The organism is Brevundimonas sp. UBA6550, assembly GCF_002434505.1.
Lineage (GTDB): Bacteria > Pseudomonadota > Alphaproteobacteria > Caulobacterales > Caulobacteraceae > Brevundimonas.
Genome location: NZ_DJKE01000012.1, coordinates 525,195 through 543,249, shown reverse-complemented (window position 1 = coordinate 543,249; position 18,055 = coordinate 525,195). Strand labels below are relative to the sequence as shown.

General features: G+C 67.9%; 19 protein-coding genes and 1 pseudogene. 16 read left to right on the top strand and 4 right to left on the bottom strand.

The genetic code is table 11. The annotated features are described in order from the left end of the window. Positions 1–108 precede the first annotated feature (108 nt). The 5 genes from B3Z70_RS16090 (at position 109) to B3Z70_RS16070 (ending at position 4,898) form a co-directional block, all read left to right on the top strand. Positions 109–1,971: a monovalent cation:proton antiporter-2 (CPA2) family protein gene (locus B3Z70_RS16090; protein ID WP_292019468.1), complete on the top strand. Its 1,863-nt coding sequence runs from the start codon at positions 109–111 to the stop codon at positions 1,969–1,971. A gap of 110 nt (positions 1,972–2,081) precedes the next feature. After that, positions 2,082–3,101, top strand: coding sequence for a S1/P1 Nuclease (locus tag B3Z70_RS16085; protein WP_292019460.1), 1,020 nt, complete (start codon positions 2,082–2,084; stop codon positions 3,099–3,101). A 226-nt stretch (positions 3,102–3,327) separates the two neighbouring features. After that, complete coding sequence (locus B3Z70_RS16080) at positions 3,328–4,104, top strand: RNA methyltransferase (protein ID WP_292019462.1); 777 nt, start codon at positions 3,328–3,330, stop codon at positions 4,102–4,104. A gap of 162 nt (positions 4,105–4,266) precedes the next feature. Continuing rightward, positions 4,267–4,575: a GIY-YIG nuclease family protein gene (locus tag B3Z70_RS16075; RefSeq protein ID WP_292019464.1), complete on the top strand. Its 309-nt coding sequence runs from the start codon at positions 4,267–4,269 to the stop codon at positions 4,573–4,575. Continuing rightward, on the top strand, positions 4,572–4,898 hold the full coding sequence (locus B3Z70_RS16070) for a YnfA family protein (RefSeq protein ID WP_292019466.1): 327 nt from the start codon (positions 4,572–4,574) through the stop codon (positions 4,896–4,898). Before B3Z70_RS16075 ends, B3Z70_RS16070 begins: the two co-directional genes overlap by 4 nt. On the opposite strand, the gene B3Z70_RS16065 is transcribed toward B3Z70_RS16070, so the two are convergent. Beyond that, positions 4,895–5,731, bottom strand: coding sequence for a hypothetical protein (locus B3Z70_RS16065; RefSeq protein ID WP_292045907.1), 837 nt, complete (start codon positions 5,729–5,731; stop codon positions 4,895–4,897). The genes B3Z70_RS16070 and B3Z70_RS16065 overlap by 4 nt on opposite strands. A 376-nt stretch (positions 5,732–6,107) precedes the next feature. Between B3Z70_RS16065 and B3Z70_RS16060 the strand changes: the two genes are divergently transcribed. Continuing rightward, positions 6,108–6,659, top strand: a complete 552-nt coding sequence (locus tag B3Z70_RS16060) for an OmpA family protein (protein ID WP_292022310.1) — start codon at positions 6,108–6,110, stop codon at positions 6,657–6,659. A 61-nt stretch (positions 6,660–6,720) separates the two neighbouring features. On the opposite strand, the pseudogene B3Z70_RS16055 reads toward B3Z70_RS16060, so the two are convergent. Together B3Z70_RS16055 and B3Z70_RS16050 are read right to left on the bottom strand one after the other, a co-directional pair. Then, a pseudogene (locus B3Z70_RS16055) lies at positions 6,721–7,422 on the bottom strand (NAD-dependent deacylase). A 94-nt stretch (positions 7,423–7,516) separates the two neighbouring features. Further along, a complete protein-coding gene (locus B3Z70_RS16050; protein ID WP_292022313.1) occupies positions 7,517–8,407 on the bottom strand; it encodes a LysR family transcriptional regulator in 891 nt (296 codons plus the stop codon). A 187-nt stretch (positions 8,408–8,594) separates the two neighbouring features. Between B3Z70_RS16050 and B3Z70_RS16045 the strand changes: the two genes are divergently transcribed. The 7 genes from B3Z70_RS16045 to B3Z70_RS16015 all read left to right on the top strand — a co-directional run bounded on the left by B3Z70_RS16045 (position 8,595) and on the right by B3Z70_RS16015 (position 13,953). Beyond that, the gene (locus B3Z70_RS16045; protein WP_292022315.1) at positions 8,595–9,701 is read left to right on the top strand and encodes an S-(hydroxymethyl)glutathione dehydrogenase/class III alcohol dehydrogenase; all 1,107 of its coding nucleotides are present in this window, start codon (positions 8,595–8,597) and stop codon (positions 9,699–9,701) included. Positions 9,702–9,703: 2 nt separating this feature from the next. Then, on the top strand, positions 9,704–10,396 hold the full coding sequence (locus B3Z70_RS16040; RefSeq protein WP_292022317.1) for an SDR family oxidoreductase: 693 nt from the start codon (positions 9,704–9,706) through the stop codon (positions 10,394–10,396). A 66-nt stretch (positions 10,397–10,462) separates the two neighbouring features. Then, positions 10,463–10,846 carry a VOC family protein gene (locus B3Z70_RS16035; protein ID WP_292022320.1) on the top strand — a complete coding sequence of 128 codons (384 nt, stop codon included), beginning with the start codon at positions 10,463–10,465 and terminating at the stop codon, positions 10,844–10,846. 160 nt (positions 10,847–11,006) lie between these two features. Next, positions 11,007–11,846: an S-formylglutathione hydrolase gene (fghA, locus tag B3Z70_RS16030; protein WP_292022323.1), complete on the top strand. Its 840-nt coding sequence runs from the start codon at positions 11,007–11,009 to the stop codon at positions 11,844–11,846. A 128-nt stretch (positions 11,847–11,974) separates the two neighbouring features. Next, a complete protein-coding gene (locus tag B3Z70_RS16025) occupies positions 11,975–12,199 on the top strand; it encodes a hypothetical protein (protein WP_292022324.1) in 225 nt (74 codons plus the stop codon). 106 nt (positions 12,200–12,305) lie between these two features. After that, entirely contained in the window at positions 12,306–12,917 is a 612-nt protein-coding gene (locus tag B3Z70_RS16020) for a superoxide dismutase (protein WP_292022326.1), read from the top strand. Between the two features lie 88 nt (positions 12,918–13,005). Further along, positions 13,006–13,953, top strand: coding sequence for an MBL fold metallo-hydrolase (locus B3Z70_RS16015; RefSeq protein WP_292022328.1), 948 nt, complete (start codon positions 13,006–13,008; stop codon positions 13,951–13,953). Positions 13,954–13,956: 3 nt separating this feature from the next. Here the strand turns inward: B3Z70_RS16015 and B3Z70_RS16010 are convergent, their stop codons facing one another. Further along, the gene (locus B3Z70_RS16010; protein WP_292022330.1) at positions 13,957–14,178 is read right to left on the bottom strand and encodes a hypothetical protein; all 222 of its coding nucleotides are present in this window, start codon (positions 14,176–14,178) and stop codon (positions 13,957–13,959) included. A 256-nt stretch (positions 14,179–14,434) separates the two neighbouring features. On the opposite strand from B3Z70_RS16010, the gene rpsD reads away from it, so the two are divergent. From rpsD to B3Z70_RS15995, 3 genes are all read left to right on the top strand, one after another. Beyond that, entirely contained in the window at positions 14,435–15,052 is a 618-nt protein-coding gene (gene rpsD / locus B3Z70_RS16005; protein ID WP_055806141.1) for a 30S ribosomal protein S4, read from the top strand. A 133-nt stretch (positions 15,053–15,185) separates the two neighbouring features. Next, positions 15,186–15,569, top strand: a complete 384-nt coding sequence (locus B3Z70_RS16000) for a hypothetical protein (RefSeq protein WP_292022332.1) — start codon at positions 15,186–15,188, stop codon at positions 15,567–15,569. 100 nt (positions 15,570–15,669) lie between these two features. Then, positions 15,670–18,033, top strand: a complete 2,364-nt coding sequence (locus B3Z70_RS15995) for a bifunctional diguanylate cyclase/phosphodiesterase (protein ID WP_292022334.1) — start codon at positions 15,670–15,672, stop codon at positions 18,031–18,033. Positions 18,034–18,055: the final 22 nt, after the last annotated feature.

Below are 18,055 nucleotides of genomic sequence, written 5' to 3'. Positions count from 1 at the left end.
GGCGAAACTGTGGCGCCCGCGACGCGCCCCGACATCGGATCGCGCACCGTGTCTTTCGCGTCCTCTCGCAATCGCGCGCGGCCTTCCCCACAATAGACGCCAAGCTTGATGGGACGCGCGATGGCCGAGGCGACGGCGGGACTGGATCTGGGCGCGGCGGCGGCCTTGCTGGCGGCGGGGGTTCTCGCCGTGCCGGTGTTCAAACGCATCGGCCTGGGGTCGGTGCTGGGCTATCTGGCGGCGGGCCTGGCCATCGGGCCGTTCGGCCTGAAGCTGTTTCGCGAACCCCAGACCATCCTGCACGTCGCCGAGTTCGGCGTGGTCATCTTCCTGTTCATCATCGGGCTGGAGATGCGGCCCAAACGGCTGTGGGGGCTGCGGAAGGAGATCTTCGGCCTGGGCGCGGCCCAGGTGCTGTTCTGCGGCCTGATCCTGACGGGCACGGCCATGCTGGCGGGCTTTTCGCCCTCGGTCGCCTTCGTGGGCGCCATGGGCTTCGTCCTGTCGTCCACCGCCGTCATCATGCAGATGCTGGAGGAGCGGGGCGAGATCGCCGGCGGGCCGGGCCAGCGGGCGGTGTCCATCCTGCTGCTGGAGGACCTGGCCATCGTGCCCTTGCTGGCCATCGTCGCCGTCCTGGCCTCGCTGACCGGACGCGCGGCCGAACACGCCCCGCCGTTGTGGCAGACCATCGGCTTCGCCCTGGCGGCGGTCGGCGGGGTGCTGCTGGCGGGCCGTTATGCGGTCAATCCGATCTTCCGCCTATTGGCCCGCTACGGCGGTCGCGAGGTGATGACGGCCGCCGCCCTGCTGGTGGTGGTGGGCGCCGCCTGGGCCATGTCGCTGGGCGGCCTGTCCATGGCCATGGGCGCCTTCCTGGCCGGGGTTCTGTTGTCGGAATCCACCTTCCGGCATCAGCTGGAGGCGGATGTGGAGCCGTTCCGCGCCATCCTTCTGGGCCTGTTCTTCCTGTCGGTCGGCATGTCGCTGGACGTGTCGGTGGTGGTCGCCGACTGGCGGCTGGTGATCGGCGGCGTCGTGGTCTTCATGCTGGTCAAGGGCGTGGGCATCTACGCCGTCGCGCGCCTGTTCAAGGCCTCGCACCATGAGGCGGTCGAGCGTGCGGGCCTGTTCGCGCAAGGGGGAGAGTTCGCCTTGGTCCTTTACGGCGCCGCCGTCGCCGCCGGCCTGTTCGACGCCCGGATCGGGGCCATGATGTCGGCGGTGGTCATACTGTCGATGGCCCTGACGCCCCTGACCTCGCTCTTGATCGCGCGGCTGTCGCCCCAGCCGGTCCAGGACGCCGAAAGCGCCGAGGGCGTGGACCTCGCCAAGGACCTGCGCGGCCAGGTGCTGATCATCGGCTTCGGCCGCTTCGCCCAGGTGGTGTCCCAGCCCCTGCTGGCCCGCGACGTGGACGTGTCGATCATCGAGAACGACGTGGAGATGATCCAGGCCGCCTCCCAGTTCGGGTTCAAGGTCTATTATGGCGACGGCACCCAGTTGCACACCCTGCGAGCGTCCGGCGCGGAAGAGGCCGAGATCGTTCTGGTCTGCGTCGACAAGCCCGAGGCCGCCGACCGCATCGTCGAACTGGTGAAGTCCGAGTTCCCGACCACCAAGATCATGGCCCGCGCCTTCGACCGGGGCCATTCGATGCGCCTGATCCAGGCCGGGGTCGATTATCAGATCCGCGAGACCTTCGAATCCGCCCTGAAGTTCGGAGAGCGCGCCCTGGTCGAATTGGGCCTGGACGAGCGCGAGGCGGCCGAGACCATCGGCGACGTGCGCCGCCGCGACGACGCCCGCCTGGATCTGCAGCTGACCGGCGGCGTCACCGCCGGCCGCCAGCTGATGCGCGGCAATATGCCGACGCCCCAGCCCGCCCCCTACATCAAGCCCCGCCGCGAGGGCCGTCTGCTGAACGAGGACGAGGCCGGCCCGCCGGCGCCGGTCGAGCCGAGCAGGTAGGCGGTTCGCACGGCCGTCGATCCGGCGGCTCACCCCTTGCTCGCTGGCACTTCTCACCCCCTCCCGATCATGCTCTTAGAGCGAGCAATCTCACCCTTCAGGTCCGTCTCATGAAACGTCTCGCCATCGCCGCCGTGGCCATGCTCGCCGTCGTCGCGCCCGCCATCACCGTCACCGCCTGGGGCAACACCGGCCACCGACTGATCGGGGTGGCGGCGATGCGGGCCCTGCCCGACGACCTGCCCGCTTTCCTGCGCACCCCGGCCGCCATCGCCGACGTGGGCGAACTGGCGCGCGAACCCGACCGCTGGAAGGGCGCCGGCCAGCCGCACGACCGCGAACGCGACACCGCCCACTTCATCGACCTGGACGACCAGGGCCGGGTCTTCGACCAGCGCGGCATGAGCATCGACGACCTGCCGCGCCTGAAATCGGAATACGACGCCGCCCTGACCAAGGCCGGCCTGAGCGTCAACGACGCCGGCTATCTGCCCTACGCCATGATCGACGGCTGGCAGCAGCTGGGCCGCGACTTCGCCTATTGGCGCGTGCTGAACGCCGCCGAGAAGCGCGAGACGAACATGGAGCGCCAGGCCTGGTACCGCGCCGACCGCCTGCGTCGCGAGGCCCTGATCCTGCGCGACATCGGCGTCATGGGTCACTATGTCGGCGACGGCTCTCAGCCGCACCATGCCAGCATCCACTTCAACGGCTGGGGCGACTTCCCCAATCCCGAAGGCTTCACCAACTCGCGTCAGACCCACGCCCTGTTCGAGGGCGAGTTCACCGGCCGCGTCGCGCGTCTGGACGCCATCGAGGCGGCCATGCCGGCCGCCCGACTGGACGGCTTCGATCCCAAGGCGCGCACCGTCGCCTATCTGAAAACCACCCTGGGCACGGTGATCCCCTTCTACCGTATGGAGAAGGCGGGCGGCTTCAAGGATCAGGACCCGCGCGGCGCGGCCTTCGTCAACGAACGTCTGGCGGCGGGCGCGGGCGAACTGCGCGACTTCATCGTCTCCGCCTGGACCGCCTCGGCCAGCGCCTCCATCGGCTGGCCCGCCGTCAAGGTCGCCGAGGTCGAGGCCGGAACCGTCGACCCCTGGATCGCCATGGTGGGCGAGGACTGAGCCCCCTTGCTTTCGTCATCCTCCGACGAGCGTAGCGAGATCGGGGGACCCAGCGGCGCCGTAGGCGAAATGCATACGGCGCTCGGTGCCTAAGATCGGGTTCGCGACAGGTTCGCGCTCTCGCGCGCCGCTGGGTCCCCCGGTCTGCGCCGCTGCGCGGCTTGCCGGAGGATGACGAAAAAGAGGGATGCTTTGCGAGCGTGGCCTGAGGCGTTAAGCAGCGCCCATGTCCGACCTCACTCCCCCCGCCGTCATCCTCGACAAGTCGCAGATGGCCGAGAATATCGGCGCCGTGGCGCGGGTGATGGCCAACTTCGGCCTGGCGGACCTGCGTCTGGTCAGTCCGCGCGACGGCTGGCCGCAAGAGCGGGCCTGGGCCACGGCCTCGGGCGCCGACTGGGTGCTGGAGGGCGTGCGGGTGTTCTCGACCGTCGCCGAGGCCATCGCCGACCTGAACACCGTCTTCGCCACCACCGCCCGCCCGCGCGAAACGCGCCAGCCCGTCCGCACCCCGCGCGAGGCCGGCCGCGTTCTCTATGACGACACCGCGTCGGGCCTGAAGACCGGCCTGTTGTTCGGCGGCGAGCGCGCGGGGCTGGAGACGACCGACATCGCCCTGTGCGCGGGCATCGTCACCATTCCGATCGACCCCAAGCATCACTCGCTGAACCTAGCCCAGGCCGTGGCCATCAACGCCTATGAGTGGCGCACCCTGATCCTGGACGCCCCGCCGCCGCGCTTTCGCGAAAGCGAACCGCCGGCGTCCAACGACCTGCTGATCGGCCTGTACGAGCATCTGGAGGAGGAGCTGGAAAACGGCGGCTTCTTCTATCCGCCCGAGAAGAAGCGCTCCATGAGCCAGAACCTGCGCGTCATGCTGGGCCGCGCCGCCTTCTCCGAACAGGAGGTCGCCACCATGCGCGGCGCCATCCACGCCCTGTCGCGCGGCCGGGGCCGCGTGCTGGCCAAGCTGGCGGCCGAACGGGCGGCGAAGGAAGAATAGATGGAGCATTAATGACCGTCACTCCGGGGCCGCGCAGCGGAACCCGGAGCCCAGGGCGGCCCACGCTGGTTTATGCGGCCCTGGGTTCCGGGTTCTTCGCTGCGCGAAGCCCCGGAATGACGAATGTTGTATGGGTCAAACTTACATGCTCATGTCCCGAACATGAGAGATGACGCCGTCATCGCCGTGTACATCATGGCGAACTTTCGCAACGGCACGATCTACACCGGCGTCACCAGCGATCTGTTGCAGCGGATATGGCGGCATCGCACTGGCGCCACGCCGGGGTTCGCTTCAGAGCATGGTTGCAAGACGCTGGTGTGGTACGAGCAGCATGAGAACATGATCGAGGCGATCGGGCGTGAAAAGGCGCTGAAGAAATGGCGGCGGTCCTGGAAGCTGGCCTTGATCGAAGGCGCAAACCCACAGTGGCTCGATCTGGCCGCCGGTTGGTATGACGCCCGCCCATGACGCCGATCCTCATCTATCCCCTTGCGGCCCTGGCGGAGATCGGCGGCTGTTTCGCCTTCTGGGCGTGGCTGAAGCTGGATCGGTCGCCGCTGTGGCTGGCGCCGGGCGTCGTCTGTCTGATGGCCTTCGCCTGGCTCTTGACCCTGATCCCCAGCGACGCGGCGGGGCGGGCCTTCGCGGCCTATGGGGGCGTCTATATCTGCGCCTCGCTGATCTGGATGGCGGTGATCGAAAAGACGACGCCGGATCGCTGGGACGTGCTGGGCGGGCTGGTCTGCCTGGCCGGCGCGGGGATCATCCTGTTCGGGCCGCGCGCCGCCTAACCCGCCCCCAGCAGGTCGGACCAGCGCCAGCTGCCCTTGCCCAGGGCCAGTTGCGCGCCGCCGGGGCGGTCTTCCAGCTTCAGCACCGCAAGGCCGGTCATGCGCTGGGCCTTGCAGTCGGCAGGCGCGAAGGCGACCTCCAGCGCGATGGCCTGGCGCACCCCGGCCAGACCCTTGCCCGACTGGTTTCGGCTCTGCAGCCAGTCGCCGTTCCACACCAGTATGGCGCGGCCCGAGGCGTTCATCTCCTGCGCGGCGTCGATGACGGCGCGGCGCACCGCCTGGTCGTCCCGCACCGCATCCTGGACCCAGCGCACCATGTCGCACGATCCGCCGCCGCGCCCTGTTCCCGCGCCGCCCGGCCCGCCGCCCACGCCAGCCCCAGCGCCCTGGCCGCCGCCGCCGCCCGGGCCCGCGCCCACGGTCAGGGCGCCGGCGATCTCGGCCGGACCCAGCAGGGGCAGGGGCGGCCCCGGCGGGGCGGGCGCCACGTGCAGCGGTTCGACGTCGGGCGGGCGCCTTGCCATGACCGGGCGCGGCCGGGCCGCCGCCACGGCCGGGGGCCGACGCTGCGGCGCGGGTCTGGGCGGCGCGGCCGATGCGGCCGCCGCCGGCTCGTCCGGCTTGGGCGAGGGCTCGGGCGCGATGACACGGGCGGGCGGCGGCGGCGGCGGGGGAGGCGGCGGATCGACCAACTCCACCATCACCAGCGGCGGCTCCGAAACCTCGGGCGCCGTCGGGGTCTGGACGGTCATCAGCAGACCCAGGCCCAGGTGCGCCGCCAGGATGGGCGTCGCCGCCAGCGCCCATCGCCGTGTCCGCGCCGGTCTCAATCGCCGATCCGTGATGAAGCCGACAGCCTTGGTCGCATGGTCATCGCAACGAAACGCCTGTAAAAAAATCACGACGACCCGTTGAAAACATTCGGGCGCGTCAGGAAAGAGGCGCAAGCCCAATACAACCGGGCGACGTTTCAGATTTCGTTGAGATCAGCCGGCCCGCCCTCCGGCACGGCCGTCGGCGGACCAACGTCGCATCTCGCCCGCCGGTTCCATGATCTGGCATAAATCGTCGAAATACGCCCATGTCGTTATGGTCAAGCTGACATCTTCCTGCCCAACGCACGTCATTACTCCGCCTTTCAGCCTACGCCATTTTCATCTGGCGCATGAACTGGGCGTGGCGCCCCCGGCAAGAAGGAGACAGAACTTGAGCAGATCGAAACTCAGGACGGCGGTCGTCGGCGGCGCCCTCATCGCCCTCGGCTTTGCGGCCAGCGGCTGCGCCAGCCATCGTTTCGTGCGTGATCAGGTGGAAGTCGTCGATACCCGCGTGACCGGCGTCGAAGGCACGGCGGGTCAGGCGCTGCAACGCGCCAACGACGCGCACAAGCTGGCGGAGGGCAAGTTCCTCTATCAGGTCGTGCTGTCCGACGATTCGGTGAAGTTCCCCACCGACGCGGCGGCCCTGTCGCCCGAGGCCGAGCAGCGCCTGGCCCAGTTCGCCCAGCGTCTGCGCGGCGAGAACAAGAACGTCTATCTGGAAATCCAGGGCTATACCGACGCGACCGGCACGCCCCAGCATAACGATCAGCTGGGCGAGCAGCGCGCCGAGGCCGTGCGTCGCTTCCTGAACCGTCAGGGCGTGGCCCTGAACCGGATGGCGACCATCTCCTATGGTCAGGAACAGCCGGTGGCCTCCAACGACACGCCCGAGGGCCGGTCGCAGAACCGCCGCGTGACCATCGTCGTCCTGGCCTAAGCCGCCTCGACCTCGAACGACCGGAACGGCGGCCGCTTCGCAGCGGTCGCCGTTTTCGTTTCTACAAGGCGTCGAAGAATGCGGACACGGCGGCGGTCGCCGGCCCATAGACGCCCTCGTCGAACAGGCGCGCGCCCGAAGTCGGCGCCAGATTGATCTCCACCGTCCGCGCCCCGGCCTAGCGCGCCGCCTGCACGAACCCGGCCGCCGGATAGACCGCGCCCGACGTGCCAATGGAGACGAACAGGTCGCAAGCCGCCAGGGCCGCCTCGATCCGATCCATGTGCAGCGGCGTCTCCCCGAACCAGACGATGTGCGGCCGCATCCGGCCCTGCGGGTGGTCGAGCGACGGCTCGTCCGCCGCCATGTCGCCGGGCCAGTCGCTGACAACGCCTGAACGGGTGCAGCGCCCCTTCAGCAGTTCGCCATGCATGTGGATCAGTTCGAACCCCGGCGCGGGGGGCGCCGCCTCATGGGCGCGGTCGTGCAGGTCGTCGACGTTCTGGGTCACCAGCATGAAGTCCCCCTCCCAGCGCGCCGCCAGATCGGCCAGGGCGCGATGGGCCGCGTTGGGTTCGACCTCGGCCAGTTGGCGACGGCGCTGGTTGTAGAAGTCCTGAACCAGGGCCGGATCGGCGGCGTAACCTTCCGGCGTCGCCACATCCTCGACAATGTGTCCGCACCACAGCCCGTCCGACGCCCGAAAGGTCGGCACGCCGCTCTCGGCCGATATGCCGGCGCCGGTGAGGATGACCAGGTTCATGGGCGGCTGCGCCTCTGACGGGACCGAAACGGGAAGGGGCGATGTTAGGCGGAAGATGCGTCAGTTTCGTCTGACCCATTGGTCGGGCTTTGCGTCAGAGCGGGCGTCGCGTCCTTGACAGGGCGTCGTGCAACCCGTCGATCACCGCGCGGACCTTGGGCGGCACGTGGCGCGGATGCGGGTGAACCGCCCAGACGCCTTCGTCAGGCGGACGGGCGTCGTCAAGCAGGGAGACGAGCGCGCCCGACCCCAGGGCCTCGGCCACATAGAAGTCGGGCAGTTGGCACAGGCCCAGACCCTGCAGCGCCGCATCCAGCACGGCGGCGCCCGAGTTGCAGCGCCAGCGGCCGGTGGGGCGCAGCGTCACCTCGCGCCCGCCCTCGGTGAAACGCCAGTGTTCCGACGAGCCCAGCAGTCCGTCATGGCTGGCGATCTCGGACAGATCGCGCGGCGCCCCTCGCCGCGCCAGATAGTCGGGACTGGCGCACAGGATCAGCCGCCGCGACGCCAGCCTGCGCGCGATCAGGCGCGAATCGGTCAGATGGCCGAAACGGATCGCCAGGTCGTAGCCGTCGCCGACCAGGTCGCGCAGACGGTTGTCCAGATCCAGTTCGATGGACAGTTCGGGATGGGCGCGGGCGAAGCGGTTGACCGCCGGGGCCACGAATCGCTCGCCATAGGAGACCGAACAGGTCATCCGCAGCAGGCCGCGCGGAGCGCTGTCGTCCGGCTGGACGGCGGCCAGGGCCTCGTCCCGCTCGTCGATCAGGCGGCGACAGCGGGTCAGGAAGTCGCGCCCGGCATCGGTCAGTTCGACCCGGCGGGTGGTGCGGTTCAGCAGCCGCGTCTGCAGCCGGTCCTCCAGCCGCGCGATCTCGCGGCTGACGGCGGATGTGGAAAGGCCCAGCCGTCTGGCGGCGGCGGAGAAGCTGGCCTGCTCCGCAACGGCGGTGAACTCGTCGATCCCGTCCCAACGGCTGGTCATGCGGATGATCCAGCATGATTATCCCTGTTCAGCAATAATGTTTTGCGTTTGTCGCCGTTTCGCTCGTCTGCGACCCGGCCTAGAAGGAACGCATCACACGCCCTGGCCCTAGTGTAGCGAGCGTCGTCATCCCCGCGCAGGCGGGGACGCGCGGCGAGCGATAGGGGTCTCCGAAGGACCTAAGATCATGAAAACCCGCGCCGCCGTTGCGTTCGAAGCCAAACGCCCCCTCGAAATCGTCGAGGTCGATCTGGAAGGCCCGCGCGCGGGCGAGGTGCTGGTCGAGATCAAGGCCACCGGCATCTGCCACACCGACGCCTATACGCTGGACGGTCTGGATTCGGAGGGCATCTTCCCGAGCATCCTGGGCCACGAAGGCGCGGGCGTGGTGGTCGAGGTGGGGGCGGGCGTGACCTCGGTCGAGGTCGGGGATCACGTCATCCCGCTCTACACCCCCGAATGCCGCCAGTGTAAGTCGTGCCTGTCGCGCAAGACCAACCTGTGCACCGCCATTCGCGGGACCCAGGGTAAGGGCGTCATGCCCGACGGCGCCAGCCGTTTCAGCTACAAGGGCCAGGCCATCGCCCACTATATGGGCTGCTCGACCTTCTCGAACTATACGGTCCTGCCCGAGATCGCCCTGGCCAAGATCAGGAAGGACGCGCCCTTCGACAAGGCCTGCTACGTCGGCTGCGGCGTGACCACCGGCGTCGGCGCCGTGGTCAATACGGCCAAGGTCGAGCCGGGCGCCAACGCCGTGGTCTTCGGCCTAGGCGGCATCGGCCTGAATGTCATTCAGGGGCTGAAGATGGTCGGCGCCGACATGATCGTGGGCGTGGACATCAATGGCGACAAGGAGGAATGGGGCCGTCGCTTCGGCATGACCCATTTCGTCAATCCGAAGGATGTGCCGGACGTGGTGGCCCATCTGGTCGAACTGACCGGCGGCGGTGCGGATTACACCTTCGACTGCACCGGCAACACGGTCGTCATGCGCCAGGCGCTTGAGGCTTGCCATCGCGGCTGGGGCGAAAGCGTGGTCATCGGCGTGGCGGAATCCGGCAAGGAGATCGCCACCGGCCCGTTCCAACTGGTCACCGGCCGGGTCTGGCGCGGTTCGGCCTTCGGCGGCGCGCGCGGCCGTACCGACACGCCGAAGATCGTCGACTGGTACATGGACGGCAAGATCGAGATCGACCCGATGATCACTCACACCTTCGGTCTGGAAGACATCAACAAGGCCTTTGACCTGATGCACGAGGGCAAGAGCATCCGCAGCGTGGTGGTGTTCTGACCATGGCCGGGGCGACGACTGGCTCCATCCTGCTGATCGGGGCGTCGCGGGGCCTGGGTCTGGCCCTGGCCCAGGCCTTCCTGGGGCTGGGATGGTCCGTGGTCGCCACCGTCCGGTCCTCTGAATCGCCTCTGCACGCCCTGGCGGCCGATCATCCGGCGCTTGAGATCGAGACGCTGGACATCACCGATGGCGCGGAGATCGGGGCGCTTGCGGACCGGCTGTCAGATCGACGGTTCGACTGTCTGTTCGTCAATGCGGGCGTGGCCGACGCGCCTGGCGCCATCGCCGACACGTCGCTGGACCATTTCACCCGCCTGATGGCCACCAACGCCTGGGCGCCGCTTCAGGTGGTCGAGGCATTGGGCGAGCGGGTGGCGCCGGACGGGGTGATCGGCGTCATGTCGTCGGGCCAGGCCAGTCTCGCCAACAACAAGGGCGGCGGCGTGGACGCCTATCGCGCCTCGAAGGCGGCCCTGAACATGCTGATGCGCTGCTACGCCGCCCGCCGCGCCGACGACCCCCGCGCCCTGCTGTTGCTGGCGCCCGGCTGGATTAAAACTGATCTCGGCGGCCCCGATGCGCCCTATACCATCGAGGACAGCATCCCCAAACTGGTCGCGGTTATCCTGGCCCAGAGGGGGCGGCCGGGACTGCGTTATCTGGACCGCGACGGCCAGCCCGTTCCCCGGTGACGGGTTCGTTGCCAAAAGAAACTGTCGTGGCTATCGTTAGCCGACCATAGATCAGGAGGGCTCGCCATGTTCACCCACGTCACCGTCGGCGCCAACGACATCGAGGCGTCGCGCCGGTTCTATGACGCCGCGCTCGGCGCGCTGGGGCTTGAGCCGGGCGCGGGGCCGGATGCCAAGGGGCGTTACTGGTGGCGCAGCCGCCTGGGCGCCTTCGCCATCGGCGCGCCCATCGACGGCGAACCGGCTTGCCACGCCAATGGCGGCACCATCGGTTTCTTCGCCAAGGACGCCGAGGCGGTTCAGGCCTTCCACGACGCCGGCGTCGCCGCCGGCGGCCGCGCCATCGAAGACCCGCCGGGCGAACGCAACGGACCCTACGGCCCGATGATCCTGGCCTATCTGCGCGACCCATCCGGCAACAAGATCTGCGCCATGCACCGGGCGGGGTGAACGATGGCGGATCTCGCATTCAACTCGACGACGATCTGATTGCGCGGCTGAGCTTGATTGCACGATCACGAGGCCAGGCGCTGGAAGACTATCTACGCGATCTCGTCATCGCCGAAGCGCGTTCGGGTGATGCCGAAGACACGACAGGGGCTTAGACCAAATGACCTTTGAAACCACCAAGACCCACATCGTCCACGGCGGAACCCTTCGCTATCTGAAGCATGACAGCGAGACGACCGGCACGCCCATGACGCTGTCGGTCTTCGTTCCGGGCGGAGAGGGGCCGTTTCCGGTCCTGATCTGGCTGTCGGGCCTGACCTGCACCGAGGACAATTTCACCACCAAGGCGGGGGCTTACCGCGCCGCCGCCAAGCAGGGCGTCATCATCGTGGCGCCCGACACCAGCCCGCGCGGCGAAGGGGTCGCCGACGATCCGGCCTATGATCTGGGGCAGGGGGCAGGCTTCTATGTCGATGCGACGCAAGAGCCGTGGGCGGCGCATTTCCGCATGGAATCCTATGTCACGGGCGAACTGATCCGCCTGATCGACGGCGAGTTCCCGACGACGGGCGTGCGCGCGATCTCGGGCCATTCGATGGGCGGGCATGGCGCCCTGACCCTGGCGCTGAAACATCCCGACCTGTTCCGCTCGGTCTCGGCCTTTGCGCCCATCGTGTCGCCGTCGGTCGTGCCGTGGGGCGAGAAGGCCTTCAGCGCCTATCTGGGTGACGACCGCGCCGTCTGGAATCGGCATGACGCCGCCAAGCTGATGGCGTCCGGTGCGGCCAAGGGCGTGTACGACGACATCCTGATCGACCAGGGCGACGCCGACAGCTTCCTGACCGACCAGTTGAAGCCCGAACTGCTGCAGGCCGCCGCCGACGCTGCGGGCCAGAAGATCATGATCCGCATGCAGCCGGGCTATGACCACTCCTATTTCTTCATGGCCAGCTTCATCGCCGACCACGTCGCCTTCCACGCCGAGCGTCTGAAGGATTGATCCAATCCTGATCGTCATCCTCGCCACAAGGGCGAGGATGACAGAGGGGAGGGAGGGGCCGCGCCGAATCTTCGGGGCTTTCCTCGCGTCATCTGTCCCCATGGCCGCCCCGATGCTAGAGGGGCGGCATGACCGTTCTCGACGCCTACGAACCGCTGTTTTCCGCCCTGTGCCGCGAGGTGGGCTTCTGCCTGCACGAGAAGGGTCAGAAGCGGGTGGTCGAGGCCCTGCCCAAGGGTCTGGACGCCGCCGTGCGCGCGGTCTTCGCGGCCGAGGGCGTGGACGAACCCAATGCGCCGGGCGATCTGAAGCGGGCGGTGCGCGACTGCCTGAAGGCGAACTTGCCAGCTTGACCGTTCCGAGCCGATAAGTCGGAACGAATCCGGGCTTTGTCGCTTGGGTTTCACGAACGGGCGCCTATGTTTCGCCCATCAAGATTGTCGGAAAAAGGAGCTCTCCATGGCCTTCACCCTGCCCCCGCTGCCCTACGCTTATGACGCGCTGGAGCCGGCCATCGACAAGGAGACGATGACCTTCCACCACGACAAGCACCACCAGACCTATGTCGACAACCTGAACAAGGCCGTCGACGCCGACGCCAGCCTGCAGGGCAAGTCGCTGGAGGAAATCTTCACCAGCATCTCGACCGCGCCCAAGGCCGTGCGCAACAACGGCGGCGGTCACTGGAACCACAGCCTGTTCTGGGAACTGCTGGCCCCGGCCGATCAGGCCGGCCAACCGTCGGCCGAACTCGCCGCCGCCATCGACGCCGATCTGGGCGGCATGGACAAGTTCAAGGAAGACTTCAACGCCGCCGGCGCCGCGCAGTTCGGTTCGGGCTGGGCCTGGCTGATCGTTCAGAACGGCAAGCTGAAGATCACTTCGACCCCCAATCAGGACAATCCGCTGATGGATGTGGTGGACGAGCGCGGCGAGGTCATCCTGGGCGCCGACGTCTGGGAACACGCCTATTATCTGAAATATCAGAACCGTCGCGCCGACTATCTGAAGTCGTTCTGGACGGTGGTGAACTGGAACAAGGTCAACGAACTGTACGCCGCCGCCAAGTAAGGCCGTTCAGAGATCGAGACATGACGACGCCCGCCGGAACCTCCGGCGGGCGTTTTCGATTCAGCTCATTCCAACGGAGACGAATGCGATGCGGATGACGATGACGGGGGCGGCCCTGGCCTGCCTGACCCTGGCGGCCTGCCAGCAGCCGGCCGGCGACCAGAAGCCCGGCGATCCCGCCCCGCCCAACCCGACCCAGACGGTCGCGGCCCCGGCCGAGAAGCCGGTCTATCGCTTCAAGATCGGCGGCCTGGACGCCATCGCCCTGTTCGACGGCCAGAACCCCGTGCCGAACGACAACACGGTGTTCGGCGTCGGCCTGACGCCCCAGGCGGTCGCAGGCCCCCTGACCGCCGCCGGCCAGCCGGCCGATCCCATCATGCTGGAAATCCATCCGCTGCTGGTCAGGAACGGCGACCGGACGATGCTGTTCGACACCGGCCTGGGTCAGGGCAAGGGCCAGTTGATGCAGAGCCTGCGCGCCGCCGGCGTCGATCCGGCCGCCGTCACCGACGTCCTGATCTCGCATGGCCACCCGGACCATGTCGGCGGTCTGGTCGCGAACGGCGCCCTGGCCTTCCCCAACGCCGCCGTTCGGATGTCGGAGGCGGAATGGACCTCACTCCGCGCCAATCCCGAGATGGCCGATTTGGTGCGGGTCATCACGCCCAAGGTCCAGGCCTTCAAGCCGGGCGGGGAGGTGGCGCCCGGCGTCACGGCCCAGGACACGGCCGGCCACACGCCGGGCCATGTCGCCTATCTGATCGCCGACGGTCAGAACCAGCTGCTCTACACCGGCGACCTGATGCACCACTGGATCCTGTCGGTGGAACATCCCGACTGGGAGGTCGGCTATGACGACGATCAGACGGCGGGCCAGAAGGCGCGGCTGGACGAGGTGACGGCGCTGCGCAACTCGGGCGCCCATATCTACGCCTATCACTTCCCGTTCCCTGGCCTGGGCAAGATCGCCACGCGCGAGGGCCGGGCCATGTTCATCGCGGAAGCCCAATCGACCCGATCGGCTTCGCAATAGGTCTCAGACCAACAGGTCCACGCCGGGCGGCATCAGATCCTGCATCCGCTCGGCGTGGTGGCGGCGCACCATGCGGCGCTGGCGCAGCATCTCGTGAATGCCGTCGGCCAGTTCCAGCAGTTGGCCGTCCGACAGCGGTTCGACCAGATCGACCAGCTGGCGTTTCAGCGCCTCGACCCCCTGTTCGGAGAGGCCGGTCTGAAAGCTCTTGTCTTCGCGATGCATTCCACTCCTCCTTGTCGGGGTGCAGGGCTCGGTTGCGTCAACAGGCAGAAGGCGGACGATCGCGCCTTCGTTCCCGGCCATCGTGCTTAACGGCCCGCGCGGCTTGACTCCTCGGGCGCGTCTGGCCATAAGCGCCGCCTTCCACGTCCGACGGTTCGCCGCCGGGCGCGGTCATGACGGAAGATGCGTGGACCGCCGTTGAGATCGCATTCCCAATCGAGGGGATGCCGGGCCGCATCGCTGAAAAGAGAATAGAATGTCCAAGCGCCACAGCGCCAAATACAAGATCGACCGGGCCATGGGTGAGAACCTGTGGGGCCGCGCCAAGTCGCCGGTCAACAAGCGTTCTTACGGTCCCGGTCAGCACGGTCAGCGTCGCAAGTCCAAGGTTTCCGACTTCGGTCTGCAACTGAAGGCCAAGCAGAAGCTGAAGGGCTACTACGGCAACATCACCGAAAAGCAGTTCGCCAAGACCTATGACGAGGCCGCCCGCCGCAAGGGCAACACCTCGGAAAACCTGATCGGCCTGCTGGAATCGCGCCTGGACGCCGTCGTCTATCGCGCCAAGTTCGTGCCCACCGTCTGGGCCGCCCGCCAGTTCGTCAGCCACGGCCACGTCCTGGTCAACGGCAAGAAGGTCGACATCGCCTCCTACCGCGTGAAGCCGGAAGACGTCGTCACCGTGAAGGAAAAGTCGCGCAACATGGCGCTGGTGCTGGAAGCTCAGCAGTCGTCGGAACGCGACGTGCCGGACTATCTGGAACTGTCGGACCGTTCGTTCTCGGTCCGTTACGTTCGCGTGCCGGAACTGTCGGACGTGCCTTACGCCGTGAAGATGGAACCGAACCTGGTCGTCGAATACTACGCCTCGTAAGTCGCGTTTCGACCGATTGAGTTGGAAGGGCCCCGGATCCGTCCGGGGCCCTTCGTCTTTCACCCTGTTCCCTTCACGGGCGAACAGGCGCACTCTGGCCCGATCGGGCCTGGAGATCTGGGGAGGTCGTCGGTTGAACGGCTCCATCATCGAACGCTTTGTCCTTGTCGGCGCCCTGGCCTGCGCCGCGGTCCTGTCCGGCTGCGCCACGTCGGAGCCGACCGTCTCGACGCGCGGGATGCCCGGCGCGCTGGAGCCCATCCACGCCGCGACCTTCACCAAGGACGAGGCCATCTTCTGGGTCAGCTCCAACGGCTGCACCAAGAAGGACGACCTGATCCCCATCGTCAGCCTGCAGGGCGGCCAGGCGGTCATCACCCTGCGTCGCATCGACGAGGACCGATGCCGTCAGGATCTGGTCGAAGGGGTCGAGCTGAAGTGGTCGTTCCAGGAACTGGGCCTGACGCCCGGCGCGCCGGTCAGCGTCAACAACCCCTACCAGCTGCCGCGCTCCTGATCGTCGGGACCGAAAGGTTTCGTTAAGCCTGTTCGGGCGCGTCCGGTTAAATTTCGTCCGTTATCAGACCGGGCTGTTTTCTCCCCGGTTCGTAGCCTCCATGCGCTTCTTCACCTGCCTGACCGACGACCATAACCTCTGGCTGGTCGGGCTCGCCGCCGCCCTTTGCCTGATCGGCTCCGTCATCACCTTCCGCCTGTTCCGCCGTCTGCGCGCGGCCGAAACGGGCACGCGCCTGGCCTGGAGCTTCATGGGCGCCGTGGCGACCGGGGCGACGATCTGGTGCACCCATTTCGTGGCGATGATCGCCTATGAGCCGGGCGCGACGGTCAGTTACGAACCCCTGCTGACCGGCCTGTCGCTGGGCGTGGCCATGCTGGGCAGCGGCGCAGCCCTGTGGGTCGCATCGCGCGCCATGCGCGGGTCCGCCGAACTGGGCGGCGTTCTGTTCGGCCTGACGGTGGTGGCGATGCACTATACAGGCATGGCCGGCTTCGCCACCGATGCGATCATCCACTGGTCTGCGACCTATGTCGCCGCCTCCGTCGCCGGGGCCGTGGTCTTCGGCGGCCTGGCCTTCCACCTGGCCCGGCGGCCGGGCAAGGCGGCGCCGGTCGTGCTGATGGTCCTGGGCATCGTGACCCTGCACTTCACCGGCATGGCGGCCATGACGGTGATCCCGCTGGCGCCCCTGACGGACGCCTCTGCCGCCGACAGCGCCAATGTGGTGCTGGCCTTCGCCGTCTCGGCCGTGGGACTGATGATGCTGGGCACCGGCATCGCCACCTACGCCCTGGACATGCAGTTCCGCATCCAGGCCAAGGCGCGTCTGGAGCATCTGCTGGAGGGCAGCGTCGACGGCATGGTGGTCGAGCAGGACGGGCTGATCCTGGCCGCCAACGCCGCCTTCGCCGATCTGGTCGGCGTCGATCACGGCGCCCTGGTCGGCGAGCCGCTTTCGCGCTGGATGGCCGACACCGCCCATCTGCACGTCGGCTGCCTGACACAGTCGCGCCTGATCGGTCCGGGCGGGGCCGAAATCCCGGTTGAGATCGCCGCGCGCCGCGACGGCGGCCGCGCTGTCGAAAGCGACATCATGATCTATGCGGTGCGCGACCTGCGCACCCGCCTGGCGCAGGAGCGTCGCATCGCCCATCTGGCGCGCAACGACGGCCTGACCGGCCTGCCCAACCGCTCGTCCTTCCTGGAATGGCTGACGCGCCAGACGTCCGATCCTGTCGCCGCGACCAAGGTCGCCCTGCTGGCCATGGACCTGGATCGGTTCAAGGAGGTCAACGACGTCCACGGCCACGCCGCCGGCGACCAGTTGCTGATCCAGGTCGCCGAGCGGATGCGCGCCGCCCTGCGTCCCGGCGAGTTCGTGGCCCGCCTGGGCGGGGACGAGTTCGTCGCCGTCGTGCCGGTCCAGCGTCGCGAGGACGCGCTGGACCTGGCCGAACGGCTGCGCGCCGCCGTCACCGCGCCGGTCATGCTGGACCACGCCGAGGTGTCCTGCGGGCTCAGCGTCGGCATCGCCGTCTGGCCCGACGACGCCGACAACGCCTCGGCCCTGATCAACGACGCCGACCTGGCCATGTACCGGGCCAAGGCGTCGCTGGGCGCGGACGTCTGCTTCTACGAGGAGGAGATGGACGAGGCCGTCCGCAGTCGCCGCCGCATGGCCCAGCAGATGCGCGAGGCTCTGGACCAGGGCCAGTTCAGCCTGAACTGGCAGATCCAGGCCGCCGTCGAGACCGGGGCGATCACGGGCTATGAGGTGCTGCTGCGCTGGATACAGCCGGACGGGACCTTCATCTCTCCGGCCGACTTCATCCCCCTGGCCGAGGAGAACGGCCTGATCCTGCCGATCGGGGAGTGGGTTTTGCGCACCGCCTGCGCAGAGGCGGCCCGCTGGCCCGAGCCGCACAAGATCGCCGTCAACCTTTCGCCGGTCCAACTGGGCCATGTCGACCTGCCGCGCCTGGTGCATCAGGTTCTGATCGAGACGGGTCTCGCGCCCTCGCGGCTGGAGCTGGAGATCACCGAGACGGCCATGATCACCGACATGGAGCGCACAACCCATGTGCTGCGCCAGCTGAAGCTGCTGGGCGTCTCCATCGCCATGGACGACTTCGGCACCGGCTATTCGTCGCTGTCGACCCTGCGCGCCTTCCCGTTCGACAAGATCAAGCTGGACCGCTCCTTCATGTCCGAACTGGACGGCGGGCCGGAATCCGCCGCCATCATCCGCGCCGTCCTGGCCCTGGGCGAAAGCCTGCACATCCCGGTTCTGGCCGAGGGGGTGGAGACGCTGGATCAGCTCAGCTTCCTGCGCGACCAGGGTTGCGACGAGGTGCAGGGCTATCTGCTGGGGCGGCCGCAAAAGACGGCCGACGCCGAAATCCAGGCCGCCGCACGGGTGCTGTGGGACGCCGAGCCGCCGACGGTCGCTGCGGCGGCCTGACCCTCATCGTCATTCCGGGGCT

What these genes read in the sequence shown, in the direction of transcription:
- B3Z70_RS16090 (WP_292019468.1), top strand. Translation starts at nt 109, where the DNA reads ATGGGACGCGCGATGGCCGAGGCGACGGCGGGACTGGATCTGGGCGCG.
- B3Z70_RS16085 (WP_292019460.1), top strand. Translation starts at nt 2,082, where the DNA reads ATGAAACGTCTCGCCATCGCCGCCGTGGCCATGCTCGCCGTCGTCGCG.
- B3Z70_RS16080 (WP_292019462.1), top strand. Translation starts at nt 3,328, where the DNA reads ATGTCCGACCTCACTCCCCCCGCCGTCATCCTCGACAAGTCGCAGATG.
- B3Z70_RS16075 (WP_292019464.1), top strand. Translation starts at nt 4,267, where the DNA reads ATGAGAGATGACGCCGTCATCGCCGTGTACATCATGGCGAACTTTCGC.
- B3Z70_RS16070 (WP_292019466.1), top strand. Translation starts at nt 4,572, where the DNA reads ATGACGCCGATCCTCATCTATCCCCTTGCGGCCCTGGCGGAGATCGGC.
- B3Z70_RS16050 (WP_292022313.1), bottom strand. Translation starts at nt 8,407, where the DNA reads ATGACCAGCCGTTGGGACGGGATCGACGAGTTCACCGCCGTTGCGGAG.
- B3Z70_RS16045 (WP_292022315.1), top strand. Translation starts at nt 8,595, where the DNA reads ATGAAAACCCGCGCCGCCGTTGCGTTCGAAGCCAAACGCCCCCTCGAA.
- B3Z70_RS16040 (WP_292022317.1), top strand. Translation starts at nt 9,704, where the DNA reads ATGGCCGGGGCGACGACTGGCTCCATCCTGCTGATCGGGGCGTCGCGG.
- B3Z70_RS16035 (WP_292022320.1), top strand. Translation starts at nt 10,463, where the DNA reads ATGTTCACCCACGTCACCGTCGGCGCCAACGACATCGAGGCGTCGCGC.
- fghA (WP_292022323.1), top strand. Translation starts at nt 11,007, where the DNA reads ATGACCTTTGAAACCACCAAGACCCACATCGTCCACGGCGGAACCCTT.
- B3Z70_RS16025 (WP_292022324.1), top strand. Translation starts at nt 11,975, where the DNA reads ATGACCGTTCTCGACGCCTACGAACCGCTGTTTTCCGCCCTGTGCCGC.
- B3Z70_RS16020 (WP_292022326.1), top strand. Translation starts at nt 12,306, where the DNA reads ATGGCCTTCACCCTGCCCCCGCTGCCCTACGCTTATGACGCGCTGGAG.
- B3Z70_RS16015 (WP_292022328.1), top strand. Translation starts at nt 13,006, where the DNA reads ATGCGGATGACGATGACGGGGGCGGCCCTGGCCTGCCTGACCCTGGCG.
- B3Z70_RS16010 (WP_292022330.1), bottom strand. Translation starts at nt 14,178, where the DNA reads ATGCATCGCGAAGACAAGAGCTTTCAGACCGGCCTCTCCGAACAGGGG.
- rpsD (WP_055806141.1), top strand. Translation starts at nt 14,435, where the DNA reads ATGTCCAAGCGCCACAGCGCCAAATACAAGATCGACCGGGCCATGGGT.
- B3Z70_RS15995 (WP_292022334.1), top strand. Translation starts at nt 15,670, where the DNA reads ATGCGCTTCTTCACCTGCCTGACCGACGACCATAACCTCTGGCTGGTC.